Genomic DNA, 24,009 nt, shown 5'->3' on the forward strand with positions numbered 1-24,009 from the left:
CATCCCTCTCCCCGTTGGGGAGAGGGATAAGGCTTACAGCATCGAAATCACCCGCTTCAACAAGCGTATTCTCGGCGCAATCGACGCTTTATCCAGCCACTCCGCCGGGCTGTGGAACCCGGCACCGATTGGCCCCAGCCCGTCCAGGGTCGGAATGCCCAGCGCGGCGGTGTGGTTGGCATCACTGCCACCACCGACCGCCTGCCAGGTAATGGCTATTCCTTCCGCCTGACCTGCCGCTTCAACCTGCTGCATCAGCGCCTGCGTGGCTTTACTCGCTGCCATCGCCGGTTTGTGGTTCACGCGCGCCAGCGAGGTCGTGACGCCCTCTAAAAAGCCTTTTTCACACAATGCCTCCAGCGCCTGGTTCACCCGGCTGTACTCATCGTTTTCCCAGAAACGCACGTCCAGCTCGGCAACGGCTTTATCGGCCACCACGTTTGCCGCGCTGCCGCCGTGGATCACGCCGACGTTGAGCGTGGTGCCACGTTCCTGGTCGGTCAGGGCATTAATGGCAATAATGCTGTTTGCCAGGGCGGTTATCGCCGAGCGGCCTTTCTCCGGTTCGTTACCCGCGTGTGCCGCCACGCCGCTGAACGTCAGGTGATAGCCCGCCATCCCTTTGCGAGCCTTCACCAGCGAACCGTCGGCGCGCGCGGCTTCGCATACCAGCACGCAGCGGGCGCGTTTTGCCAGTTCGCCAATCCATTCGTGTGAATAGACGGAACCGGTCTCCTCGTCGGGATTCATGGCGATCGCAATGGCCAGACGATCGTGGTCGGCTGCGTCCAGCTCACGCATCGCCCACAAGATATTCAGCAGGCCGCTCTTCATATCCGATACGCCAGGGCCATAAAGACGGGTGGCGTCCTCGCTCAGCGGACGCTCGGCGACGGTGCCGGGGGCAAATACCGTATCAAGATGGCCGACCAGCAGAACGTCGAACTGTGCCGCCTGTGGCTTATTACTGACGAATACGCCCGGGCCGACCTTGTCGCCCAGATTGACCCGTTCGGTGTGCCAGCCTTCGCGTTGCCAGAGCGTTTCAATAATGCCAGCCACGGTTTCGACGCCTGCGACAGTACGGGTGCCGCAGTCCACGTTCACCAGGGTTTTCAGCTCTTCAATATAATGGTCAAGGTTCATAATAACGTCCTGTTCAGAGAATAATGCGCATCAGCAGCATGGCTAAGAAGGCGTTGATGACCGAAATGGCAATCATCAGCGGAATACGTTTGGCGCGGGTGCCGATCACACCCAGAATGCGGCCGAGATACTGCACCTGTGAGCCCATCAGATAGATAGCAGGTGCCAGAATCGCCAGGTGCTCGCCGGTAATAATGCCTTTATCAAACAGGCCGATCGCCACGCCGATCCCACCGCCCATCGACATCCAGCCGCCAATCAGCACGGCAGCCGCTTCACCCGGCAGGCCAAACAGGCCCATCAGCGGGGAGAAGATCATCCCCAGTCCTTTCAGCGCCCCGGTAATTTCCAGCGCCTTGATGATGATAAAAGCCATGACCACGTTGGGCAGGGTGCTGCCGGTGGCAATACTCCAGCCCTTGCGTGCGCCTTCGACAAACACATCGGTAATCACGGGATGAGATTGTGGGGCACTCATACGGTCTCTCCTTGTGTCGGTTGTTGCTCAGGGGCATCTTTGCCGATGACGGTCAGGATCAGGCGCAGCAAATTCGCGCCGACAATCTTCATGATGAACATCACGGCGATGCAGGCACCAATGGAGGTCGGCACCGCGGCCGTCCCGTCAACGGCGACCAGGGTAAAGAGGATGGCACCAGAGGAGAAAAAGTTGGTGATCATCGCCCCGGCGGAGAACTGGAACATGGCGAAAACGTCTTTCTCTTTTTCGCTAATCTGCCCTTCATCGGACAGGTTGCGGGTGAGGGATGCACCCACATCGGTGCTCTGCAGGCTGCCAATCAACGCCAGCCCGGTGGTGCCTGGAATACCCAGCAGCGGGCGCAGCAGCGGCGTTAACAGCTTACGGGCTGCACGCAGCGCACCATAGTGCTCCAGCACGTTGATCATCCCGAGGGCAAACATCACGGCCGGAATTAAACCGAGCGCAAAGAGAAACCCGTCCATTGCGCCACTGCCGCCGGTACCGCGAAAGGCGCTGGTGGCGGTAGTCAGGGTGCCGTCTTCAAGACTGGCCTTGCTGACCACCTTGCCAAACGCACCGTTGAGGGTGGTGAAATCAAACACGCCGTACCACTCTTTCCCGCCCAGCAGGCCAGAGAAGAAAACGGCTGCGAATGCCAGCGCAACGTACGCGCCGGGCCCGACCTTGAGATCCTGAGGTACTGAACTGTTCATATCCTTTTCCTTGTATGCACGCGATTGCGCAGGGTCATTCTGGCGAGGTTTTGAGCAAAAAAAATGATACAAATCATTTCGTAAGGCGGTGTCGGGACGAAAAAAGCAAAAGTGTGACCCGTGGCGGCAGGGGTGTTTCAGCGGAAGGTGATCGGCTTAACAATGTGGTGTAAATGTCTGGTTTGACCACGCATTATTGCGTTTCAAAGTTGTTAAATTTTGAGCGTTGTTCTAGAAACAAAATGTAACATCTCACTGTTTCACAACAACGGACAACAACTATGAACAACTCAGGGAAATACCTTACGTGGGCAGGGCTCTCCGTTGTGGGAGCATTTGCCCTGGGCTATATCGCCCTCAACCGGGGGGAACAGATCAACGCGCTGTGGATCGTTGTCGCCTCGGTCTGTATTTATCTGATCGCGTACCGTTTTTATGGCCGCTATATCGCGAAGACGGTGTTAGGGGTCGACGGCACGCGCATGACGCCTGCGGTTCGTCATAACGACGGTCTGGACTATGTGCCTACCGACAAGAAAGTGCTGTTCGGTCACCATTTTGCGGCGATTGCCGGCGCGGGCCCGCTGGTGGGGCCGGTCCTGGCGGCGCAGATGGGTTATCTGCCGGGGATGATCTGGATCCTCGCGGGCGTCGTGCTGGCCGGTGCGGTGCAGGACTTTATGGTGCTGTTCGTCTCCACCCGCCGCGACGGACGTTCGCTTGGTGAGCTGGTGAAAGAGGAGATGGGAGCCACGGCCGGGGTGATCGCCCTGATCGCGACCTTTATGATCATGGTGATCATCCTCGCGGTGCTGGCGATGATCGTGGTGAAAGCGCTGACCCACAGTCCGTGGGGAACCTATACCGTGGCCTTTACCATTCCGCTGGCGCTGTTTATGGGGATCTACATTCGCTACCTGCGTCCGGGACGCATTGGTGAAGTGTCGGTCATCGGCCTGGTCTTTCTGGTGTTTGCCATTATCTCCGGCGGCTGGGTGGCTGAGAGTCCGACGTGGGCGCCGTTCTTCGATTTCACCGGCGTACAGCTGACGTGGATGCTGGTAGGGTACGGATTTGTGGCGGCGGTGCTGCCGGTGTGGCTGCTGCTGGCCCCGCGCGATTACCTTTCTACCTTCCTGAAAATCGGCACGATTGTGGGGCTGGCAATCGGCATTTTAATTATGCGCCCAACGCTGACCATGCCTGCGCTGACCAAATTTATTGATGGCACCGGCCCGGTCTGGACCGGCAACCTGTTCCCGTTCCTGTTTATCACCATCGCCTGTGGCGCGGTGTCTGGCTTCCACGCGCTGATTGCCTCCGGTACCACGCCGAAAATGCTCGCCAATGAGAATCAGGCCTGCCTGATTGGCTACGGCGGCATGCTGATGGAATCGTTCGTGGCGATAATGGCGCTGGTCTCGGCCTGTATTATCGACCCGGGCGTTTACTTCGCGATGAACAGCCCAATGGCGCTGCTGGCACCGGCCGGCACCGTTGACGTGGTGGCCTCTGCCGCGCAGGTGGTAAGCGGCTGGGGCTTTGCCATTACCCCTGACACGTTGACCCATATCGCCAGTGAAGTGGGCGAGCAGTCAATTATTTCCCGTGCGGGCGGCGCGCCAACGCTGGCGGTGGGCATGGCGTATATTCTGCACGGCGCGCTGGGCGGGCTGATGGACGTGTCGTTCTGGTATCACTTCGCCATTCTGTTCGAAGCGCTGTTTATTCTGACGGCGGTGGATGCAGGAACGCGTGCGGCACGCTTTATGCTGCAGGATCTGCTGGGGGTGATTTCACCGAATCTGAAACGTACCGATTCATTACCGGCGAACCTGCTGGCAACGGCGCTGTGTGTACTGGCGTGGGGATATTTCCTCCATCAGGGCGTCGTCGATCCACTGGGGGGGATTAACACCCTGTGGCCGCTGTTTGGTATTGCCAACCAGATGCTGGCGGGCATGGCGCTGATGCTCTGTGCGGTAGTGCTGTTCAAAATGAAGCGTCAGCGTTATGCGTGGGTGGCGTTACTGCCGACCGCATGGCTGCTGATTTGTACCCTGACGGCAGGCTGGCAGAAAGCCTTCAGCCCGGACAACAAGGTGGGCTTCCTGGCTATCGCCAACAAGTTCCAGGCGATGATCGACAGCGGTAAGATCCCGGCGCAATATACGGAATCACAGCTGTCGCAGCTGGTGTTTAACAACCGTCTGGACGCCGGGCTGACCATCTTCTTTATGGTGGTGGTTGTGGTGCTGGCGTTGTATTCTCTGAAGACTGCACTGGCGGCGCTGAAAGAAGACAAGCCGACGGCAAAAGAGACACCGTATGAGCCAATGCCTGAGAACCTGGAAGAGATTGTGACCCAGGCGAAAGGGGCGCATTAATCGCTCAACCTCACCCTCTCCCCGCCGGGGAGAGGGGATAAAAGACGAGACATCCACTATGTTCGACACCCTCTCCAAAGCAGGAAAATACCTGGGCCAGGCCGCCAAAATGATGATCGGCGTACCGGATTACGACAACTACGTCGAGCATATGCGCGTCAACCACCCTGACCAGACGCCAATGACCTATGAAGCTTTCTTCCGCGACCGCCAGGACGCCCGCTACGGCGGCAAGGGCGGCGCGAAGTGCTGTTAACCCTCTTTCGGTAAACAAAGGCTGATCTGCTTTTGTTTACATTCAACATGCGATCAGGCGTTTAACCCGCCATCGACATCCAGTCCCGTGCCGGATATTTGTCCGGCGGCAGGACTGGCCAGGAAGGTGACCGCGGCGGCGATGTCTTCCGGCTGGCCGTAATGTCCCACCGCAATCATCTGGCGCTGAGATTCAGCCTGTTCTCCATCCTCCGGGTTCATATCGCTGTTTGTCGGGCCAGGATGCACAAGGTTCACGGTAATGCCGCGCGGGCCGAGATCGCGAGCCAGACCCCGGGTAAGGGAGTTGAGTGCAGATTTGGTCATCGAATAGACGGCAATACCGGGCATCGCCACACGGTTTGCCAGACAACTGCCGATGTTGATAATGCGCCCGCCGTCAGACATATGCACCAGCGCTTCCTGAATGGCGATCACCACGCCCCGGATATTGACGTTAATCAGGGCGTCAATATCCGCCAGCGTCATGGACTCCAGCGGACCGCCGCGTGCGATCCCGGCGTTGTTGACCAGAATATCCAGCCCGCCCAGGGAGCGTGCCGCATGGGTAACCGCATCCTGAATGGCCTGTGCGCTGGCGCTGTCGGCCTGAATCGCCTCGCTGTGGCGCCCAAGCGCCTTTATCTCTTCGGCGACCGCCTGGGCTTTGTCGGCGGATTTTTCATACGTAATAACCACATCGGCACCGGCGCGTGCCAGTGAAAGTGCGATGGCACGACCCAACCCACGGCTGGCGCCGGTAACCAGCGCCTTCTTACCTGTTAAATCGATCTGCATGATGACCTCGTTGCGAGAGTGATGAGAATCATCATTAGGTATAGTCGGTCGGAACGATTAACGGCTGAAGGATTCCACTTTCTCAAACGCGGCGCGCAGAACCTCAGGGGTGAGCGCGACCGGCAAATAGTGGATAGATTCCACCGGGCGCAGCGTATGGGCAATGACCTTGTCCAGCCCGTCGCGGTTGTTGATATCCACCTCCAGTTCGCGAAGCGTGGTGGGCAGGGTAAAGCGCTGATAGGCCGCCACCAACTCGGCCAGCACGTCATCCTGGCCGAGTAGCGCACTTTGCACCAGGATGCCGTAGGCCACTTTGGTACCGTGCAGGTATTTTTCCGTTTGCGGCAAAACGGTTAAACCGTTGTGCACCGCATGCGCGGCCGCCACGCGGGTATAGCGCTCGCCCAGACCGCCCACCATTCCGCCCCCGGCAATAATGGCATCCACAACGTCCCTGAACGCCTGCGTCGCTTCGCCACGCTGCTGGTCGGCCAGCGCCTCTTCGCTACGGGAAAGCAGCACGTCACGGATCGCCAGCGCGCCGTTGATCCCCAGCCGTACGGTCAGAGGCAGGTTTTCGGGTTCTGGGGCCAGGACAACTGCTTCATACCACTTCGCCAGCGTATCGCCGATGCCTGCCAGCAGGTACTCCGCTGGGGCTTTGAGGATAATGTGCGGTTCCACCAGCACCAGGAAGTTAGCATCGTCGAACACCTCAAACTGCAGCGCCTGACCTGCATCGTTATACCAGACGGAGAGCGGCGTCCAGGCGGCGCAGGTGGCGGCGATGGTGGGAATAGCCACCACCGGCACGCCGAGACGGCGCGCCACCGCTTTGGCGGTATCAAGCAGTGCGCCACCGCCGACACCAATCACCACGCTGGCGTTATTGCCAGACGCCGTCACCAGATCGGTGACATCACGTTCGCTGCAGTGCCCTTTAAAGAGCAGATGTTTCGCCCCCGGTGTGTGAAAGCTTTCCGGCAGGAAAGGGCGCGCGCCTTCAATGGCGCGTTCGCCATAAATCCACACCGCGCGGGAGAGCTGTTCCGGCGTAAAGAATTCATTCAGGTGCGCAAGGCTTCCCGGATGCGAGAAATAGTTCGCCGGGCCTGGCACGACGCGGATATCGGTGTTGCTCATGTGTTGTCCTTTTTTTAGCAAGCGCTAACCCGATGTTATGTCTGGACATCCGGATGGCTAATAATATTTCGCTTTATCTTATGCCTTTTCCGTCGTTGTCAGTCAACCGGAGCTGTGAAAAATTCGATAAATCACAATATGAAAGAAGGATTTAACGCGGATGGTTTCCAGTCGCCTTGAGATGCGCGGTATCAGCCTGGCCTTTTCCGGCTTTCAGGCGTTGTCGCGCGTGGATTTGACGTTAATGGGCGGCTCCGTGCATGCGCTGACCGGCGCAAACGGCGCGGGGAAATCGACGCTGATGGCGGTGCTGTGCGGCACTTACGATCGCTACGAAGGTGAGATCTGCATTAATAACCAGCCGGTGACGATCCGCGAGCCGCTTGATGCCAAACGGCTGGGTATCCACCTGGTGCAGCAGGAAGTGGACGTCGCGCTGATACCAGGGCTGAGCATTGCCGAAAACATCATGCTCGATCAGCTTGCACAGCCGGGGCATCGCTATCGCTGGCGCGCAATCCGCCAGCAGGCGAAACAGGCGCTGGCGCAACTGGGTATCACTCTGGATGTGCGACGCATCGTCGACACCTGCACGCTGGCAGAAAAGCAGCAGATTTTGCTGGCGCGGGCGCTCTCACACCACTGCCGTTTTCTGATTCTGGATGAACCGACCGCGCCGCTGGATAGCCATGAAAGCGAACGGCTTTTCGCCGTAGTGAGACGTCTGCAAAAGCAGGGGATTGGCGTGGTGTTTATCTCTCACCGTATTCACGAACTGAACGCTATTTGCGACACCTTAACCGTGCTGCGCGACGGCAAGCTGATTGAATCCGGCCCGATGGCGAACCTCAGCGGTGACGCAATCGTTGAGAAGATGCTTGGTCATGAGCTTAACGATATCTATCCGCCGGCCCGTCCTGCGCACAGCGACGAGACGTTACTGCGCGTGGAAGGGCTGCACGATGACGCGCTGTTGAAAGATATCTCCCTGCACCTGCGAAAAGGCGAAATCCTGGGCATTGCCGGGCTGGCGGGAGCGGGCAAAACGGAACTCTGCAAGGCGCTGTTTGGGGCCAGCAAAAGCCGTGTAGCGCGTGGTGAGCTAAATCATCAGCCCTGGCAGCCGCGCGATCCGGCGGATTCGGTATTGCGCGGTCTGGCGCTGGTACCGGAGGAACGGCGCAAAGAGGGCATTTTTATTGATGAACCGGTGAGCATGAACCTGGCGGTCACTGCGGATAACAGCTTCTCGCGCTGGAGCCTGTTCGGCCACCGTCAGGCGTGGCGCTGGGCGGAAGAGGTGATTGCCCGCGTCGGCGTGCGTGCGCGTGGGCCGGGGCAGGTGCTACGTCGTCTGTCGGGGGGCAACCAGCAGAAGATTGCCATCGGCAAGTGGCTGCGCAACGACGCCAGCGTGTTGATTTTCGATGAGCCGACCAAAGGCGTCGATGTCAAAGCGAAAACCGATCTGTTCCAGTTAATTGACGGCCTGGCGCGCGAGGGCAAAGGGGTGATTTACGCCTCCGGTGAATTCGCTGAACTGGTGGGGCTGTGCGATCGCATTTGCGTGCTGTGGGACGGACGTATTGTGGCGGAAATCGCCGGGGCCGAGGCCCACGAAGAGACACTACTTTATTATTCAACCGGAGGAACGGCGTCGTGAGCAAGGCCCTTTCAGTAACGGCGGCGGCGTCTGGCCGTCAGCAAATTTTTGATTTTCTCTACAAGTGGGGCATGTTGCTGACCGTGGTGGCGCTGGTGACCATCTTTGGCCTGGCGTCGGACAACTTCCTCGATCCGAACAACATTATCAATATCCTGCGCTCAATTGCCATCGTGACGGTGATTGCTATCGGGGTGTCAATTTCGCTGACCATCGGCGGGTTTGACCTGTCGGTTGGTTCAACGGCATCGCTGGCTAACGCGCTGGTGGTGTCACTGTTCGTCTGGTACGGCTTCGGCACCACCGAATCGATACTGATTACCCTGGCGCTCTGTACCCTGGTTGGCCTGTTTAACGCGTTTCTGATTGTCATCCTGCGGATCCCGGACATGCTTGCCACGCTTGCCAGCCTGTTTGTTATCCAGGGCGTGGCGATGACCTACAGCTACGGCGGGTCAATTACCGAAAACATGGTGCTGCCGAGCGGCGACATGGCTGAAGGGACCATTCCGGCGGCGTTCAGCCTGCTGGGACAGGTACCGACTATCGTGATCATCATGCTGGTGGTAACGATCCTCGCACAGCTGGGGCTGTCACTGACCACCCACGGACGACGCATGTATGCCATCGGCGGTAATCCGGAGGCGGCACGTCTCTCCGGTATTCGCACCACGCGCTACAAGGTGGCGGCCTACGTGATTGCCTCTCTGCTCGCCGGACTAGGCGGCATTTTACTGGCCTCGCGGATTGGCTCGTCACAGGTGAATGCGGGCGGCGGCTATCTGATGGATGCGGTTGCGGCGGCGTGGATTGGCTTCTCGCTTGCCGGGTCCGGAAAACCGAACGCGCTGGGTACGCTCGTCGGGGCAGTCATTCTTGGCGTGCTGTCGAACGGTCTGGTGATGCTTTCCGTACCCTATTACGCGATGGACATTATAAAAGGGCTGGTGCTCGCCGTGGCGCTGGCGATTACCTACATACAAAAACGCTAACGATTGATCACAACACAACGGAAAAACAGAATGAAAAAAATCACCCTCTCTCTGGTGGCATTAGGGTTACTGACGTCGCTGCCAGGCCTTGCGGCAACCCCCGCACCGCTTCCGCCCGCCATTGCAAATCATGATGGCCCCATCCGCATTGCGGTGATCCGTAACCTCGGCTCTGACGACAACACCACGCAGTTTGTCGCCGGTGCCATTCAGGAGGGCAAAAAGCTCGGCTTTAAGGTCAGCACCTTTTTGAGCAATGGCGACGACGCCAAATTCCAGGACTTCGTTAATCAGGCGATCAGCCAGAAATATGACGGGATTATCCTCTCTCAGGGGCGCGACCCCTATGCGACCGCGCTGGTGAAAAAAGCCGTCGATGCCGGCATTAAAGTGTCGGTGTTTGATACCGCCGTTCAGGGCGACATTCCCGGGGTGACCGTGACCCAGCAGGATGATGCTTCCCTGACCCATCTTTCCTTCGGCCAGCTGGCGAAAGATTTCAACGGCAAAGCCAACATCGTGAAGCTGTGGGTTGCCGGTTTCCCGCCGATGGAACGTCGTCAGGCAGCCTATAAAGCGCTGCAGAAGCAGTATCCGGACATTAAAGAGCTGGAGTCTATCGGTGCCGTTTCGTCTGACGTGCAGGGAGATACCGCGAATAAAGTGGGCGCTATTCTGGCGAAATACCCGAAAGGCAAAATTGACGCCATCTGGGGAACCTGGGATGCCTTCAGCCAGGGGGCCTACAAAGCCCTGAAAGAGAACGGCCGCACCGAAATCAAACTCTACAGCATCGATATCTCAAACCAGGATCTTCAGCTGATGCGCGAGCCAGGCAGCCCGTGGAAAGTGAGCGTGGCGGTGGATCCGAAGCTGATTGGTGCAACCAACGTACGTCTGATTGCCAACAAGATTGCCGGTGAAACCACACCCGCCACGTATGATTTCAAAGCGGCGGCGATCCCGCAGGCGCTGCTGACCGCCCAGCCAGGCGCGGTGAACGTGGCGTCGCTGGGGAAAATCATCCCAGGCTGGGGTCAGACCGAAGATTTTATCGCCCCGTGGTTTGCGACGCTTGAAGCGAAACATCAATGAGTGTGCTTCCCACGCCTGAATACAGCCGCAATATGCGGCTGATTGGCCATAGCGACCAGGGCGGTCGCCCGGACGGCGTGCAGCTGATGGTGCATCGCGGTTTCGCGTACATCGGGCATATGGTCTCGCAGGGCTTTTCCATTGTGGACGTGCGCGACCCTAAACATCCCAAACCGGCAGGCTATATGCCCGCGCCGCCCGGCACCTGGAACGTTCATCTCCAGGCGCACGACGATCTCCTGCTGGTCATTAATGCGCGAGACTTGTTCGCGGATGCCCGTTTCGCTGACGAAAAGGTCTACTACACCCGTCAGGTAGGGGAAACCGTACGCGACGTGCAGGACAAAGGCTGGAGCGCCGGGATGCGGGTGTTTGATATCTCCACCCCTGACAAACCGCGTGAGATCGGTTTTTTATCCCTGAGCGGCATCGGCATTCACCGTATTTGGTACGTCGGCGGGCGCTGGGCGTATGTTTCGGCGCTGATCGATGGCTTTACCGACTATATTTTCCTGACGATCGATCTGGCCGACCCGAAAAAGCCTGAGGTGGCCGGGCGCTGGTGGCTGCCGGGGATGAACCAGGCCGACGGTGAGCAACCCAATTGGCCGGAGGGTAAACGCTACGCGCTGCACCACGCGATTATCGCCGGGGATACCGCTTACGGGAGCTGGCGCGACGGGGGACTGACGCTGCTGGACGTGAAGGATCGCACGCAGCCGAAGCTGATTAGCCATCGCAACTGGAGCCCGCCGTTTGGAGGTGGCACGCACACCGCGCTGCCATTGCCGGATCGTGACCTGCTGGTGGTGCTGGATGAAGCGGTACTGGATAACCAGGAGGACGGTGAGAAGTTCATCTGGCTGTTTGATATTCGCGAGCCGTCGAACCCGGTAAGTATTTCCACATTCCCGCAGCCGCAGGAGCGGGATTATGTGGCGAAAGGGGCGCATTTTGGACCACACAACCTGCACGAGAACCGGCCGGGAAGCTTTGTCAGCTCTACGCTGATTTTTGCGACCTGGCAGAATGCGGGCGTGCGCGCGTTTGATATTTCCAATCCTTACCGTCCGGTTGAAACCGGTGCGCTGGTGCCGGCGGCGCCTGAGAGGATGATGGATACGCGGCCGAATCGACCGCAGGTGATCCAGTCATGCGATGTGTTTGTCGATGCGCAGGGCATTATCTACAGCACGGATTATAACGGTGGATTGTCGGTGATTGAGTATCTGGGGTAACGGCGCGCAGGTGTTTTTCTGACGGCCCTCTTCATCGGGAGAGGGCCGAGGCGTTTAACTGTACTGACGCACCCGCGCCACCAGATCTTCGGCGGTGTCGATACGGTCGGCAATCACAATCAGCGCCTTGCCAAGCGTAATCGCGTGGCGCAGGCATTCGTGGCGCATTGCTTCATCCTGAATGGTCTCGATATCCGCCACGTGCGACAGACCGACACTGCGGCGAATCAGCTCCGTGCCGCAGAATCCGATCGCGTCTTTCCACACCTTTTTCAGGAATTCAGAGGCGTAGCCCGGGGCAGCAAGTGCCGCATCGCGCGTTTTCTCACTGGCCAGGATCTGGAAGCGCTCCGCGAAGGTGTTCCACAGCGTCTGAATGTCGGCCAGACGCTGTTCACGGGCCGCGGCGGCATCGCGAATACCCAGATGCCCCGGCAGGCCGCAGAAATTGAGCAGCAGGTTGCCGATGGCGGTGCCGACGTCAAAACCGATGGGGCCGAAATAGCCGAACTCTGCGTCGATGGCTTTCAGACTGCCGTCTGCCACGAAAATCGAGCCACTGTGAATATCGCCATGCAGCAGGGCTTCAGCATGTGAGAAGAAGCGGTGCTTCAGCGAGGCCACGGCAATTTTTAACTGAGCGTCATCGCGCAGGGCGGCAACGTCTTTTTCCAGTTCAGCAGGGTAGTTGTTACGTTCGTGGACCTGATACGGATCGTTGAAGAACAGATCTTCGGTGATCTCGCACATCTCCGGATTAAGGAATTTCGCGACCTGCGCTTTCTTTTCATGCGGGTGCAGGTAAAAGTCGCTGGTATGGAACAGCGTGTGCGCGAGGTATTCACCCAACTGACGCGCCGCCTGCGGGTAGTAGGTGTTTTTGATCAGCTCCCCGCGCCAGATGGCATGGCTGGAGAGATCTTCCATCACCATCACCGCCAGTTCGGGGTCGAAGTGGTGGATTTTCACCGTGTGCTGCGGGCTGTGCTGGTAGTGTTCGACCAGCGTTTGCGCCTCCAGGCGGGCGCGATCCAGGGTCAGTGGCCAGGATTCGCCGACGCAGCGCACATACGGCAGCGCCTGCTTAACAACGATGCGGCTCACGCCCTCGGTATCGAAAATTTTGAACACCAGATTGAGGTTACCGTCGCCCACTTCCTGCGCCTCCACCAGCGATGAGGGATCTTCAAGGCCGCCGAACTGCTTTGCATACTCCACGGCATCCTGGGCGGTAAAGGTACGGTATTGCGACATTGCCTGTTCCTCACTGGTTTAGCTAATAAAGACATTTAGACGTCTATACATCTGGATTTCATCCTGACACAATGTGCTACAACAACGCAACAGGGAATTAACGACATGCAGACATTACAGACGACCAGCCTGCGAGTGGCGGAGAATCAGTTATTTATTCTCGATCAGCAGGCGCTTCCTCAGGAGAAACGCTGGCTTGACGCCTCGACGGTAGAGGCGCTGGTCGGCCATATTCACGCCCTGCGCGTACGCGGGGCACCGCTGATTGGTCTCTCTGCAAGCCTGCTGCTGGCCCTTCTGGCGGAAAACGGCAAAAGCCGTGATGAACTGGCTGTGGCGCTGGAGACCCTGCGGGCATCCCGTCCGACGGCGGTGAACCTGATGAACAACCTCGACCGCATGAAGCTGGCTCTCTGGCAGGAGGATTTTGTGCCTGCGCTGGTGGCGGAAGCGCTGCGTCTGATTGATGAAGACAAGCAGCTGTGCGAGGCCATCGCGAATGCCGGCAGTACGCTGGTGAAACCCGGCAGCCGTCTGTTGACCCACTGCAATACCGGCGGGCTGGCGACGGCAGGGGTTGGCACCGCGCTCGGCGTGATTGCCCGCGCGCATCAGGAAGGACGCGTCAACACTGTCTGGGTGGATGAAACCCGCCCCCTGTTGCAGGGGGGAAGACTGACCGCATGGGAGCTAGGCGAGCTGGGCGTGCCGTATCAGCTGATCGCCGATTCCATGGCCGCCAGCCTGATGGCAAAAGGGCTGGTTGACGCGGTGTGGGTGGGCGCAGACCGTATTGCGGCCAACGGCGACGTGGCGAATAAAATTGGCACCTATTCTCTGGCGGTTCTGGCAACGTTTCACGGTATTCCGTTCTATGTCGCCGCCCCGCACACCACGCTTGACCCGGCGTGCCCGAACGGTGAGGCAATCCCCATTGAACAACGTGCGGCCAGCGAAGTGACGGGCGTGGCCGGGAGCTTTGGCGCGGTGCGGTGGGCTCCTGAAAACGCGCAGGTCTACAACCCGGCCTTTGACGTCACGCCAGCGGCATTGATAAGCGGTTGGGTGCTGGATACGGGCATCGTCACGCCGGAAGAGGTGGCAAAAGGGAAATTCGCCTGAGGACGACTATCCTTTAAGGGGTTCCCTTTAGGAGGACAGTCACGTGACGCTTGATCCTGATACAGACTTAAAACTGGAACGCGTGGTGGATGCCCCGCGCGATCTGCTGTGGCTCTGCTGGACGACACCCGAGCACATCAAAAACTTCTTCATTCCGGTTCCGCACAAAGTGACCGAGTGTGATCTTGACCTGCGCGTTGGCGGGCGGTTTAACACGGTGTTTGAGGTAGACGGGCAACGGATGGATAACCGGGGTGTGTTTCTCGAAATCGATCCCGGCAGGAAGCTGGTCTTTACCGACGGTTACACGGAAGGCCGGAAGCCCGCCGAAAAGCCGTTTATGACGGCCATTCTACTGCTGGATGATGTGGGGGAGGGCAAAACACGTTATACCGCCATTGCTCGCCATCCAACGGCGGAAATCCGCGAGCAGCATGAACAGATGGGCTTCCACGAAGGGTGGGGCATTGTGCTGGACCAGCTGGTGGCGTATACGAAGGGATTGAAGCACTGACGTTTTTTCGCCCCCTCTCCCTGGAGGGAGAGGGGAAAAATCATGCCAGACGCGGATACGCATCCGCAATCGCATCGCCGGTGAACTGCGCAATCCACCCCTCGGGGTTATCAAAAATACGAATGGCGGTAAAGTTCGGCTCTGAGCCCATATCAAACCAGTGCGGCGTTCCGGCAGGCACGGAAATCAGGTCGTTTTTCTCACACAATACCTGACACACCTCGTCGCCAATGTGCAGGCAAAACAGCCCCGCACCCTCAACAAAGAAACGCACTTCATCTTCCCCGTGAGTATGCTCGTTCAGGAACTTTGCGCGCAGCGCCTCTTTTTGCGGGTTGTCGGCACGCAGGCTGATGACATCCCAGCTCTGATAACCTTTCTCTGCCACTAACGTGTCGATCGCATGCTGATAAGCCGCGATAACCGCATCGGGGGCAGGATCGCGGCCTAAGTCGCGGTCTGCGGCCCAGCGTTCAAAACGCACCCCTCTGGCGTTGAGCTGTTGGGCGATGTCGGCAGCGTCGGTGCTGTGCCAGCGAGGTTGACTGGGGTCTTTATCGGAATAAATGGTCAATGCGCTCATGAAGGGATCTGCTCCGGGTTAATCTCGTCGAACTGGTGTACCTGATGGTGATGGCTTGCACCGTCATCATCGCCGCGAATCAGCTGCAGGGTGCGAAAACCTGCCTGCTCAGCGGCGTCCAGCTCCTGATGTATATCCGACAGGAACAGGATCTGCGACGGGGGGATACCCGTTTGTGCCGCAATGTTCTGGTAAGACTGGACGTCGCGCTTGGCACCGATGTGGGTATCAAAATAGCCGCTGAACAGATGAGTAATATCACCTTCGTCGCTGTAGCCAAATAACAGTTTCTGCGCCGCGACGGAGCCTGAGGAATAAACATAGAGATCAATACCCTGCGCTTTCCATTTTTCCAGCGCAGGCAGTACGTCCGGGTAGAGGTGGCCGGTAAAATCGCCGTTAACGTAGCCGTCGTGCCAGATGATCCCCTGCAGCGCCTTTAACGCGGTTGACTTGCGGTCTTCATCCATAAACGTAAAGAGTGTGTCGATAAGGTCGCTTACGCTGGCGTGCGGATGGTTAATTTCATCACGCAGGTTGTCCAGAATCGATTTGACCGGCTCGGCGTACTGCTGCGCGGACACAAAGGCCGACAGACGCTCACGCGCGTAGGGGAACAAAACATCATGGACAAAACGGATATCGCTGGTGGTCCCTTCAATATCCGTCACAATCGCGCGAATCATACTCTCTCCCAGTGTCGTAAACGCATTTCGCATTCAAATAAGAATTCCAGTCCTTCCAGATGACGGCGGGCCTCGGCCACATCGCGTCCCCAGCAGGTTAAGCCATGACCGCGCAGAAGAAAACCATAATTAAGCGGGTGCGACTGAGCGTATTCGGCAATGCGCGCGGCGAGCGCATTGATATCCTGGTCGTTATCAAACACCGGGATGGCGACCGTATCCAGATGCGTACTCTGCCCGGAGAGGGATTTTTGCATCTCAAAGCCGGTGATCTTCAGCTCAGGCTCTTTGACCAGCCGCGACAAGACCGTGGCATTGACGGTATGGACGTGCAGAACCGCGTTGGCTTCGGGAAACAGACGATAGATGAGCGTGTGAAGCCCGGTTTCAGCCGACGGCGTGCGGCCAGAGGGTGCACGGTTGGTCGCAATCTCCACCTGCAGAAAATCGTCGGTGGTCAGGCTGCCTTTATCTTTACCGGATTCACTGAGCCAGCACAGATGTGCATCCTGACGCACGGACATGTTGCCGCCGGTCGCAGGAGCCCAGCCTTTGGCGCCGATCCAGCGGCAGGCGTCGACCAGGTGTGTGAGTTGCAGGTTGTCGGTCATCTTCCTTTTTCCCTCTCGGTCAGGAATATTCATATTGTTTAGACGTCTAAGCGTCTTGATTGCCAAAGACTAACATCGTGTTATAGTGTCAGCAACATAAGTATTACATGCAGGCACAACACAATGAGCAATAACGCATTGATTCCTCAGAGTAAACTTCCCAGTCTTGGTACCACCATCTTTACGCAAATGAGCGCACTGGCCCAGCAGCACAACGCCATTAATCTCTCGCAAGGGTTCCCGGATTTTGATGGCCCGCGTTATTTGCAGGAACGTCTGGCGTACCACGTTGCGCAGGGGGCGAACCAGTATGCACCGATGACGGGCGTGCAGGCACTGCGGGACGCCATAGCAGACAAAACGGCTGAGCTGTATGGCTTTAAGCCAGACGCTACCAGCGACATCACGGTGACGGCAGGGGCGACCGAAGCGTTGTATGCCGCAATTACCGCGCTGGTGCGCACGGGTGATGAGGTGATCTGCTTTGACCCGAGTTATGACAGCTACGCGCCGGCGGTTGAACTCTCCGGCGGCGTGGTGAAACGTATCGCGCTACAGCCACCGCATTTCCGTCCGGACTGGCAGGCGTTTGCTGCCTTGCTGAGCGACAAAACCCGTCTGGTTATTATCAATACTCCGCACAACCCGTCGGCGACCGCATGGCAGAAAGCCGATTTCGCAAAGCTGTGGCAGGCGATTGCCGGGCGTGAAATTTACGTGCTGAGCGATGAAGTGTATGAGCACATCTGTTTTGCGCAGGAAGGGCATGCCAGCGTGCTGGCCCATCCGCAGCTTCGCGAGCGTGCCGTGGCGGTATCGTCATTTGGTAAAACCTATCACATGACCGGCTGGAAGGTGGGGTACTGCGTGGCTCCCGCGGCCATCAGCGCTGAACTGCGTAAAGTGCATCAATACCTGACGTTTGCCGTAAACACGCCGGCCCAGCTGGCCCTGGCTGATATGCTGCGCGCCGAACCGGAGCACTACCGCGACCTGCCGGCATTCTACCGTCAGCGTCGGGATCTGTTTGTGAATGCGCTAAGCCAGAGCCGTCTGGAGATTTTACCCTGCGAAGGGACCTACTTCCTGCTGGCGGACTACAGCGCGATTTCGGATCGGGATGACGTGAGTTTTTGCCAGTGGCTGACAAAAGAAGTGGGCGTTGCTGCCATTCCGCTGTCCGTATTTTGCGCCGACCCGTTCCCGCATAAGCTGATCCGGCTCTGTTTTGCGAAACAGGAATCGACGCTTCTCGCGGCGGCGGAGCGGCTGAATACACTCTGAGCGTGTCATCCCTCTCGCGTTAGAATAACGGCGGTCTGCCCATAATAAGTGAGAGTAATATCAGTCAAAATAACGCGAAAGCGCGTTATAAAATATAAGTCAGGATTATGTATTAACAAAGAGAACGGGCTGTGAGCGACACAGCCCGTCGCTGTTATTTTTCTGTTACTTCGTTAATAAATTTCGCGAATGCCGTACTGTTTAATGCCGAACGGTTATAAATCATAAAAATGTCAAGCGAGGGAAGGGTGAAGGGGGCAGTGATTTTTTTGAGTCTTAGCACTTCACTGTATTTATCAAATAACACTTTGGGTATGTAACCAATTAAGTGAGAAGCGCTTATCATAGAAATAATCGTAAACATGGAATCACAGCGAAAACCGATTGTCTTTTCCGCATGCACTTTTTCTGCCATCGATTGATAGGTTTTAACGCCCGGCTCATCACTGAGGAATATCGTAAACTTCTCTTCCTGAAGCTCTTCCATGGTGGCCACCTCTTTCATCCGCGGATGATCCTGGCTGCAGACCAGCAGGACGGAATAAGATGCATATGGCACACAAATCATTGAACGGTTACTAACCGGGGCCATTGAGAAAATTAAGTCTGCCTTACGGTATGCCAGCAGATCCTCTGCGGAGTCAGCAGAGAGCAGCATATCATGCAGTTCAATCTCGTAATTGTGCTCACGCATCAATAATTTAAGCGGACCCAGCAGGTTTTCGGTGGTCAGGATTTGCGGGCTGTACACCACAAAATTCTTTTTTAGCGTTGAGCCATGCATGATGTTAATCGTCTGCTCAAGCTGGTTGAGGTTTTGCTCAAGATGATGGTGCAGGTTCACGCCTACCGTGGTGGGCGTAATCCCTTTCCCGGAACGAATGAACAGGGGATCGTTGAGCTGATTACGCAACCTTTGCAGCGACTGGCTGACCGCCGAGGGCGTAATATAGAGCGTTTCTGCTGCCTTGCTGATGCTTAAGTGCTGATAAATACACTCGAAAATTACCAGCAGATTAAGATCAAATTTTTTCAGATCGTAGAGATTAGCCATGTTTCATCCTGAGTGGACTGCGTTGCGTTAACACATCACTGATAACTATAGAAGGAAGTTAATCATTTACCATCCATGCAATTAACTTACTTAATTAGAGTTGTATGTTGACTTAATATATCACGATGGCAGATTTATAAAATAGAGCTTCAATGAATATTAAGATATTTTTATCTCTAAAACTGCGAGGGTGTTTGCATTAAAATAGTCTCAATTATATATAGACAAATAATTATCATTCATTTTTATTAATCCTCGCCGGCGCGTCTTCACTCCTGCGCGATAAACCGTGTTCGATGAAACCTATCACAGTCATAGATACGATTGGCGCTCATGTGCATTGCCCTCGCGCTGTGCGGGTGTTGTAATCAAGGCGCTGTTACGGCCTTGATATGAGGTATGTAGAGCGCAACGCAACGCCAGCAATTGCTGGCACTGAAAGTTCCTGTGGAAAGTTCAGGTATCAGGGCCGCCCACCAGGGCGGCCTTTTTACTTTTGGCTTTTCGTTAATTCAGTTCATCACGTTGTCTTGTTCGGGTTGTTAGGTATGGCTGATTGATTTGATAAAGCAAACGCATTAGCCCACCCGGCGAAAGTTGGTTACCTTACATCTCAACGAAAACACGGAGGAAGTACAGATGTCTTTGATTAATACCAAAATTAAACCTTTCAAAAACCAGGCGTTCAAAAACGGTGAATTCATCGAAGTGACCGAGAAAGATACCGAAGGCCGCTGGAGCGTCTTCTTCTTCTATCCGGCTGACTTCACCTTCGTTTGCCCGACGGAACTGGGTGACGTTGCAGACCATTACGACGAACTGCAGAAGCTGGGCGTAGACGTTTACTCTGTTTCTACCGACACCCACTTCACCCACAAAGCATGGCACAGCAGCTCTGAAACCATCGCGAAAATCAAATACGCGATGATCGGCGACCCGACTGGCGCCCTGACCCGTAACTTCGACAACATGCGTGAAGATGAAGGCCTGGCTGACCGTGCTACCTTCGTTGTTGACCCGCAGGGCATTATCCAGGCAATCGAAGTTACCGCTGAAGGTATCGGCCGTGATGCTTCTGACCTCCTGCGTAAAGTGAAAGCGGCGCAGTACGTTGCTTCTCACCCAGGTGAAGTTTGCCCGGCGAAATGGAAAGAAGGCGAAGCGACTCTGGCACCGTCTTTAGACCTGGTTGGCAAAATCTAAGTTTCCCGCCGTCTTTCGCGCAGAGCATCGCCTGCTCTGACGCGACAGGCTCCGGAAATGACAGTCGTAATGGGCGCGCCCGCGCCCATTTTATTCCAGCACCATGATGCAAGTTGCATTCAGGCCGCCCGAATAAGGCAGCTTGCATGATGACGTTTTTAGAGAGGGAAGAACAATGCTCGACACCAATATGAAAACCCAGCTCAAGGCCTACCTTGAGAAACTGACCAAACCTGTTGAGCTGATTGCCACGCTGGACGACAGCGCTAAATCGGCAGAGATCAAGGAACTGCTGGCAGAGATCGCCGAACTGTCACCGAACGTGACCTTCAAAGAAGATAACGGTCTGGCGGTGCGCAAGCCTTCCTTCCTGATCACCAATCCGGGTTCTGACCAGGGGCCGCGTTTTGCCGGTTCTCCACTGGGCCACGAATTTACCTCGCTGGTGCTGGCACTGCTGTGGACCGGAGGTCATCCGTCAAAAGAGGCGCAGGCGCTGCTCGAGCAGATCCGCGACATTGACGGCGATTTTGAGTTTGAAACCTATTACTCACTCTCCTGCCATAACTGCCCGGACGTGGTGCAGGCGCTGAACCTGATGTCGGTGCTGAACCCGCGCATTAAGCATACGGCGATTGACGGCGGTACGTTCCAGAACGAAATCACCGACCGTAACGTCATGGGCGTTCCGGCGGTCTTTATGAACGGTCAGGAGTTTGGCCAGGGCCGTATGACGCTGACCGAAATCGTTGCCAAAGTGGACACGGGTGCCGAAAAACGTGCGGCAGAAGCGCTGAACAAACGTGACGCGTATGATGTTCTGATTGTCGGCTCCGGCCCGGCGGGCGCGGCGGCGGCGGTTTACTCCGCCCGTAAAGGCATTCGTACCGGCCTGATGGGCGAACGCTTCGGTGGCCAGGTGCTCGACACCGTGGATATCGAAAACTACATCTCTGTGCCGAAGACCGAAGGCCAGAAACTGGCTGGCGCACTGAAGGCGCACGTCAGCGATTATGAAGTGGATGTGATCGACAGCCAGAGCGCCAGCAAGCTGGTTCCGGCCGCGGTTGAAGGGGGGTTACACCAGATTGAAACCGCCTCCGGCGCGGTGCTGAAAGCGCGCAGCATTATCATTGCCACCGGCGCCAAATGGCGCAACATGAACGTCCCGGGTGAAGATCAGTATCGCACCAAAGGCGTCACCTACTGCCCGCACTGCGACGGCCCGCTGTTTAAAGGTAAACGCGTGGCGGTGATCGGCGGCGGTAACTCCGGTGTGGAAGCGGCGATTGACCTGGCGGGTATCGTTGAACACGTCACCCTGCTGGAGTTCGCCCCAGAAATGAAAGCGGACCAGGTGCTGCAGGACAAAGTGCGTAGCCTGAAAAACGTCGATATCGTGCTGAATGCGCAGACCACGGAAGTGAAAGGTGACGGCAGCAAAGTGACCGGTCTGGAATACCGCGACCGCGTGAGCGGTGACGTGCATAGCGTGGCGCTGGCGGGGATCTTCGTACAGATTGGTCTGTTGCCAAACACCACCTGGCTGGACGGCGCGATTGAGCGCAACCGCATGGGCGAAATTATTATCGATGCGAAATGCGAAACCAGCGTGAAAGGGGTGTTCGCGGCAGGGGACTGCACCACGGTTCCGTACAAACAGATCATCATTGCCACCGGTGAAGGGGCGAAAGCGTCTCTGAGCTCGTTCGATTATCTGATTCGCACCAAAACGGCATAAAAAGAAAGCAAGACTACACCTGCAACAGCAAGAGGCCACCGAAAGGTGGCCTCTTTTTTTTACCTGACGACCATCACCGGAATGTGGGTGTGGCGGATCACGCTCGACGCGTTAGAGCCCAGCAGGTGGGTGGTAATGGAAGGATTACGGGAACCGATCACCACGACGTCTGCTTTCAGTTCATTGGCCAGTTCATTAACGGCATCCCGCACGCTGCCGAACCTGACGTGAGTTTTGATCCGTGAAGGGTCGATGCTGAAATGCCCGACCATGGTTTGTAGACGATTTTCAGCTTCGTGCTGAAGATGCTCTTCGAAGCGACGTACATCGGCGGCAAAGCGGTGCAGACTCAGGCTGGCGGAACCCGGTAACACGTGTAAAAGATGGATGATCCCGTCCTGCTGCGCCAGGAACTCCGCGTGGCGTACGGCCTTGTCGCTCAGCTCCATCTCGAAAACATCAACCGGCATAATGATTGTCTGATACATACCCGTTTCTCCTTGTTTATAAACGCTGAATTCATTCAACCACAAAATATGAATGGTTTCTGTAAGCGCGGCGCCACTTTTTGATCTCGCCAGGAAAAATCTCAAAAGATCCGTCATCACGGGCAAGTCTTCTGGGGTAGCTACCCTTTATACACTGTCCTGGATCCTTTCGGAGGTTGCATGAAAGCACTCACGTATCACGGCCCACATCATGTTCGCGTCGAGAATGTCCCCGATCCCATCATTGAACAGCCAGACGATATTATTCTGCGGGTCACGGCTACGGCGATTTGCGGGTCCGATCTGCATCTCTATCGCGGCAAAATCCCGAAGGTGCAACACGGCGATATTTTTGGTCATGAATTTATGGGGGAAATCGTTGAGTGCGGCAGGGAGGTGAAGAATTTACAGAAGGGCGATCGCGTGGTTATCCCGTTTGTGATTGCCTGCGGTGACTGTTTCTTCTGCCGTCTGCAGCAATACGCGGCCTGCGAGACGACCAACGCCGGGCAGGGCGCCGCGCTGAACAAAAAGCAAATTCCCGCGCCAGCCGCGCTGTTTGGCTATAGCCATCTTTACGGCGGCGTGCCGGGAGGCCAGGCGGAATATGTTCGCGTACCGAAGGGGAACGTTGGGCCGTTCAAGGTGCCGCCGCTGTTGTCCGATGACAAAGCGCTGTTCCTGTCAGATATTTTACCCACCGCCTGGCAGGCGGCAAAAAATGCGCAGATCGAGAAAGGATCGAGCGTGGCCGTGTTCGGCGCCGGGCCGGTGGGGTTGCTGACCATTGCCTGCGCGCGGTTGCTCGGGGCGGAACAGATCTTCGTCATTGACCACCACCCGTATCGCCTGCGATTCGCTCAGGCGCGCTACGGCGCAATCCCTGTCAACTTTGATGATGATAGCGATGCCGCCGAAAAAATCATTGAGCAAACTGCCGGCCAGCGTGGTGTCGATGCGGTGATTGATGCCGTCGGGTTCGAAGCCAAAGGCAGCACCACGGAAACAATCCTCAGCAACCTTAAAATTGAAGGCAGCAGCGGCAAAGCGCTGCGTCAGTGTATCGCGGCTGTCCGGCGCGGCGGCGTTGTCAGCGTCCCTGGCGTTTACGCCGGGTTTATTCACGGCTTCCTGTTTGGCGATGCCTTCGATAAAGGGCTGAGTTTCAGGATGGGGCAGACACACGTCCACGCCTGGCTGGGCGAGTTGCTGCCGCTTATCGAAAAAGGGCTGCTTACGCCGGAGGAGATTGTGACCCACTATCTGCCGCTGGCGGATGCGGAACGCGCCTACAAGATTTTCGAAAAACGGGAGGAGGAGTGCCGCAAGGTCATTCTGGTGCCGGGGGCGGAAACGCCTGACGCGGCGGCACAGCAGGTGAAAGGCCTGGTCAATGCTTTCCCTGGTGGGGTGGTGTGAGATTATCGCTTACCGATGACGCTCAAGATAAAGCACCGCCATGACGATGATCGCCAGAATAATGAGAAAAATAAGTGTGATAACAACTATCTCACTCATGACCGTCCCCGCGGCACCCAAACAGATTAAGCGT

General features: G+C 56.7%; 24 protein-coding genes. 12 read left to right on the top strand and 12 right to left on the bottom strand.

Annotated elements, in window-relative coordinates:
* Positions 1-33: 33 nt before the first annotated feature.
* Genes HV242_RS05855 through HV242_RS05865 form a run of 3 tightly spaced genes read right to left on the bottom strand, consistent with a single transcriptional unit; the run spans position 34 to position 2,343 of the window.
* Positions 34-1,146 carry a M20 family metallopeptidase gene (locus tag HV242_RS05855; RefSeq protein ID WP_014169075.1) on the bottom strand — a complete coding sequence of 371 codons (1,113 nt, stop codon included), beginning with the start codon at positions 1,144-1,146 and terminating at the stop codon, positions 34-36.
* A 13-nt stretch (positions 1,147-1,159) separates the two neighbouring features.
* Entirely contained in the window at positions 1,160-1,624 is a 465-nt protein-coding gene (locus HV242_RS05860) for a YjiG family protein (RefSeq protein ID WP_014169076.1), read from the bottom strand.
* On the bottom strand, positions 1,621-2,343 hold the full coding sequence (locus HV242_RS05865) for a nucleoside recognition domain-containing protein (RefSeq protein ID WP_020885022.1): 723 nt from the start codon (positions 2,341-2,343) through the stop codon (positions 1,621-1,623). Before HV242_RS05865 ends, HV242_RS05860 begins: the two co-directional genes overlap by 4 nt.
* Positions 2,344-2,624: 281 nt before the next feature.
* Here HV242_RS05865 and cstA point away from each other — a divergent pair, with 281 nt between their 5' ends.
* Together cstA and HV242_RS05875 are read left to right on the top strand one after the other, a co-directional pair.
* A complete protein-coding gene (cstA, locus tag HV242_RS05870; RefSeq protein ID WP_014169078.1) occupies positions 2,625-4,730 on the top strand; it encodes a pyruvate/proton symporter CstA in 2,106 nt (701 codons plus the stop codon).
* A gap of 58 nt (positions 4,731-4,788) precedes the next feature.
* Positions 4,789-4,986: a YbdD/YjiX family protein gene (locus HV242_RS05875; RefSeq protein WP_014169079.1), complete on the top strand. Its 198-nt coding sequence runs from the start codon at positions 4,789-4,791 to the stop codon at positions 4,984-4,986.
* A gap of 53 nt (positions 4,987-5,039) precedes the next feature.
* Here HV242_RS05875 and HV242_RS05880 read toward each other — a convergent pair whose 3' ends face one another.
* Both HV242_RS05880 and HV242_RS05885 read right to left on the bottom strand, forming a co-directional pair.
* Entirely contained in the window at positions 5,040-5,783 is a 744-nt protein-coding gene (locus HV242_RS05880; RefSeq protein WP_032681438.1) for an SDR family NAD(P)-dependent oxidoreductase, read from the bottom strand.
* A 57-nt stretch (positions 5,784-5,840) separates the two neighbouring features.
* Positions 5,841-6,929: an oxidoreductase gene (locus HV242_RS05885; protein ID WP_050737403.1), complete on the bottom strand. Its 1,089-nt coding sequence runs from the start codon at positions 6,927-6,929 to the stop codon at positions 5,841-5,843.
* Positions 6,930-7,089: 160 nt separating this feature from the next.
* On the opposite strand from HV242_RS05885, the gene HV242_RS05890 reads away from it, so the two are divergent.
* The 4 genes from HV242_RS05890 to HV242_RS05905 are packed head-to-tail and all read left to right on the top strand — an operon-like array spanning position 7,090 to position 11,917.
* Positions 7,090-8,592, top strand: coding sequence for a sugar ABC transporter ATP-binding protein (locus tag HV242_RS05890; protein ID WP_181616917.1), 1,503 nt, complete (start codon positions 7,090-7,092; stop codon positions 8,590-8,592).
* Positions 8,589-9,584 carry an ABC transporter permease gene (locus HV242_RS05895; protein ID WP_050737402.1) on the top strand — a complete coding sequence of 332 codons (996 nt, stop codon included), beginning with the start codon at positions 8,589-8,591 and terminating at the stop codon, positions 9,582-9,584. Before HV242_RS05890 ends, HV242_RS05895 begins: the two co-directional genes overlap by 4 nt.
* Before the next feature lie 30 nt (positions 9,585-9,614).
* Complete coding sequence (locus HV242_RS05900; protein ID WP_020885017.1) at positions 9,615-10,679, top strand: sugar ABC transporter substrate-binding protein; 1,065 nt, start codon at positions 9,615-9,617, stop codon at positions 10,677-10,679.
* The gene (locus HV242_RS05905; protein ID WP_050737401.1) at positions 10,676-11,917 is read left to right on the top strand and encodes an LVIVD repeat-containing protein; all 1,242 of its coding nucleotides are present in this window, start codon (positions 10,676-10,678) and stop codon (positions 11,915-11,917) included. Before HV242_RS05900 ends, HV242_RS05905 begins: the two co-directional genes overlap by 4 nt.
* Positions 11,918-11,971: 54 nt before the next feature.
* Here the strand turns inward: HV242_RS05905 and mtnK are convergent, their stop codons facing one another.
* Positions 11,972-13,171 (bottom strand): S-methyl-5-thioribose kinase, encoded by a 1,200-nt coding sequence (gene mtnK, locus HV242_RS05910; protein ID WP_050737400.1) that lies wholly within the window; start codon positions 13,169-13,171, stop codon positions 11,972-11,974.
* 105 nt (positions 13,172-13,276) lie between these two features.
* Between mtnK and mtnA the strand changes: the two genes are divergently transcribed.
* Together mtnA and HV242_RS05920 are read left to right on the top strand one after the other, a co-directional pair.
* On the top strand, positions 13,277-14,293 hold the full coding sequence (gene mtnA, locus HV242_RS05915; protein WP_050737399.1) for an S-methyl-5-thioribose-1-phosphate isomerase: 1,017 nt from the start codon (positions 13,277-13,279) through the stop codon (positions 14,291-14,293).
* Between the two features lie 43 nt (positions 14,294-14,336).
* On the top strand, positions 14,337-14,807 hold the full coding sequence (locus HV242_RS05920) for an SRPBCC family protein (RefSeq protein WP_050737398.1): 471 nt from the start codon (positions 14,337-14,339) through the stop codon (positions 14,805-14,807).
* 40 nt (positions 14,808-14,847) lie between these two features.
* Here the strand turns inward: HV242_RS05920 and HV242_RS05925 are convergent, their stop codons facing one another.
* From HV242_RS05925 to HV242_RS05935, 3 genes are read right to left on the bottom strand one after another with little or no spacing between them, the layout of a single operon-like run.
* Positions 14,848-15,390: a 1,2-dihydroxy-3-keto-5-methylthiopentene dioxygenase gene (locus tag HV242_RS05925; RefSeq protein ID WP_014169089.1), complete on the bottom strand. Its 543-nt coding sequence runs from the start codon at positions 15,388-15,390 to the stop codon at positions 14,848-14,850.
* The gene (gene mtnC / locus HV242_RS05930) at positions 15,387-16,076 is read right to left on the bottom strand and encodes an acireductone synthase (RefSeq protein ID WP_050737397.1); all 690 of its coding nucleotides are present in this window, start codon (positions 16,074-16,076) and stop codon (positions 15,387-15,389) included. Before mtnC ends, HV242_RS05925 begins: the two co-directional genes overlap by 4 nt.
* A complete protein-coding gene (locus HV242_RS05935; RefSeq protein WP_050737396.1) occupies positions 16,073-16,687 on the bottom strand; it encodes a methylthioribulose 1-phosphate dehydratase in 615 nt (204 codons plus the stop codon). The genes mtnC and HV242_RS05935 overlap by 4 nt, the downstream gene beginning before the upstream one ends.
* A gap of 123 nt (positions 16,688-16,810) precedes the next feature.
* Between HV242_RS05935 and HV242_RS05940 the strand changes: the two genes are divergently transcribed.
* Positions 16,811-17,971 carry a pyridoxal phosphate-dependent aminotransferase gene (locus tag HV242_RS05940; protein WP_050737395.1) on the top strand — a complete coding sequence of 387 codons (1,161 nt, stop codon included), beginning with the start codon at positions 16,811-16,813 and terminating at the stop codon, positions 17,969-17,971.
* Between the two features lie 154 nt (positions 17,972-18,125).
* Here HV242_RS05940 and citR read toward each other — a convergent pair whose 3' ends face one another.
* Positions 18,126-19,025 carry a DNA-binding transcriptional repressor CitR gene (gene citR / locus HV242_RS05945; RefSeq protein ID WP_050737394.1) on the bottom strand — a complete coding sequence of 300 codons (900 nt, stop codon included), beginning with the start codon at positions 19,023-19,025 and terminating at the stop codon, positions 18,126-18,128.
* 639 nt (positions 19,026-19,664) lie between these two features.
* On the opposite strand from citR, the gene ahpC reads away from it, so the two are divergent.
* Both ahpC and ahpF read left to right on the top strand, forming a co-directional pair.
* Positions 19,665-20,228 (top strand): alkyl hydroperoxide reductase subunit C, encoded by a 564-nt coding sequence (ahpC, locus tag HV242_RS05950; protein WP_008501015.1) that lies wholly within the window; start codon positions 19,665-19,667, stop codon positions 20,226-20,228.
* 175 nt (positions 20,229-20,403) lie between these two features.
* Positions 20,404-21,969 (top strand): alkyl hydroperoxide reductase subunit F, encoded by a 1,566-nt coding sequence (gene ahpF, locus HV242_RS05955; RefSeq protein WP_032681429.1) that lies wholly within the window; start codon positions 20,404-20,406, stop codon positions 21,967-21,969.
* A gap of 59 nt (positions 21,970-22,028) precedes the next feature.
* Here ahpF and uspG read toward each other — a convergent pair whose 3' ends face one another.
* Positions 22,029-22,457 carry a universal stress protein UspG gene (gene uspG / locus HV242_RS05960; RefSeq protein WP_020885008.1) on the bottom strand — a complete coding sequence of 143 codons (429 nt, stop codon included), beginning with the start codon at positions 22,455-22,457 and terminating at the stop codon, positions 22,029-22,031.
* Positions 22,458-22,637: 180 nt separating this feature from the next.
* Here uspG and HV242_RS05965 point away from each other — a divergent pair, with 180 nt between their 5' ends.
* Positions 22,638-23,876 (top strand): zinc-dependent alcohol dehydrogenase, encoded by a 1,239-nt coding sequence (locus HV242_RS05965; RefSeq protein WP_047357099.1) that lies wholly within the window; start codon positions 22,638-22,640, stop codon positions 23,874-23,876.
* Positions 23,877-23,885: 9 nt separating this feature from the next.
* Here HV242_RS05965 and yldA read toward each other — a convergent pair whose 3' ends face one another.
* On the bottom strand, positions 23,886-23,975 hold the full coding sequence (yldA, locus tag HV242_RS24390; protein ID WP_271661446.1) for a small membrane protein YldA: 90 nt from the start codon (positions 23,973-23,975) through the stop codon (positions 23,886-23,888).
* Positions 23,976-24,009 lie beyond the last annotated feature (34 nt).

Origin of the sequence: Enterobacter sp. RHBSTW-00593 (genome assembly GCF_013784105.1) — a bacterium.
GTDB lineage: Bacteria > Pseudomonadota > Gammaproteobacteria > Enterobacterales > Enterobacteriaceae > Enterobacter > Enterobacter ludwigii.

Coding starts and splice junctions, on each gene's coding strand:
- HV242_RS05925 (WP_014169089.1), bottom strand. CDS start 15,390: ATGAGCGCATTGACCATTTATTCCGATAAAGACCCCAGTCAACCTCGC.
- yldA (WP_271661446.1), bottom strand. CDS start 23,975: ATGAGTGAGATAGTTGTTATCACACTTATTTTTCTCATTATTCTGGCG.
- mtnA (WP_050737399.1), top strand. CDS start 13,277: ATGCAGACATTACAGACGACCAGCCTGCGAGTGGCGGAGAATCAGTTA.
- HV242_RS05965 (WP_047357099.1), top strand. CDS start 22,638: ATGAAAGCACTCACGTATCACGGCCCACATCATGTTCGCGTCGAGAAT.
- ahpF (WP_032681429.1), top strand. CDS start 20,404: ATGCTCGACACCAATATGAAAACCCAGCTCAAGGCCTACCTTGAGAAA.
- HV242_RS05855 (WP_014169075.1), bottom strand. CDS start 1,146: ATGAACCTTGACCATTATATTGAAGAGCTGAAAACCCTGGTGAACGTG.
- HV242_RS05860 (WP_014169076.1), bottom strand. CDS start 1,624: ATGAGTGCCCCACAATCTCATCCCGTGATTACCGATGTGTTTGTCGAA.
- citR (WP_050737394.1), bottom strand. CDS start 19,025: ATGGCTAATCTCTACGATCTGAAAAAATTTGATCTTAATCTGCTGGTA.
- uspG (WP_020885008.1), bottom strand. CDS start 22,457: ATGTATCAGACAATCATTATGCCGGTTGATGTTTTCGAGATGGAGCTG.
- mtnC (WP_050737397.1), bottom strand. CDS start 16,076: ATGATTCGCGCGATTGTGACGGATATTGAAGGGACCACCAGCGATATC.
- HV242_RS05890 (WP_181616917.1), top strand. CDS start 7,090: ATGGTTTCCAGTCGCCTTGAGATGCGCGGTATCAGCCTGGCCTTTTCC.
- HV242_RS05905 (WP_050737401.1), top strand. CDS start 10,676: ATGAGTGTGCTTCCCACGCCTGAATACAGCCGCAATATGCGGCTGATT.
- HV242_RS05875 (WP_014169079.1), top strand. CDS start 4,789: ATGTTCGACACCCTCTCCAAAGCAGGAAAATACCTGGGCCAGGCCGCC.
- HV242_RS05880 (WP_032681438.1), bottom strand. CDS start 5,783: ATGCAGATCGATTTAACAGGTAAGAAGGCGCTGGTTACCGGCGCCAGC.
- mtnK (WP_050737400.1), bottom strand. CDS start 13,171: ATGTCGCAATACCGTACCTTTACCGCCCAGGATGCCGTGGAGTATGCA.
- HV242_RS05865 (WP_020885022.1), bottom strand. CDS start 2,343: ATGAACAGTTCAGTACCTCAGGATCTCAAGGTCGGGCCCGGCGCGTAC.
- HV242_RS05900 (WP_020885017.1), top strand. CDS start 9,615: ATGAAAAAAATCACCCTCTCTCTGGTGGCATTAGGGTTACTGACGTCG.
- cstA (WP_014169078.1), top strand. CDS start 2,625: ATGAACAACTCAGGGAAATACCTTACGTGGGCAGGGCTCTCCGTTGTG.
- HV242_RS05935 (WP_050737396.1), bottom strand. CDS start 16,687: ATGACCGACAACCTGCAACTCACACACCTGGTCGACGCCTGCCGCTGG.
- HV242_RS05885 (WP_050737403.1), bottom strand. CDS start 6,929: ATGAGCAACACCGATATCCGCGTCGTGCCAGGCCCGGCGAACTATTTC.
- HV242_RS05940 (WP_050737395.1), top strand. CDS start 16,811: ATGAGCAATAACGCATTGATTCCTCAGAGTAAACTTCCCAGTCTTGGT.
- ahpC (WP_008501015.1), top strand. CDS start 19,665: ATGTCTTTGATTAATACCAAAATTAAACCTTTCAAAAACCAGGCGTTC.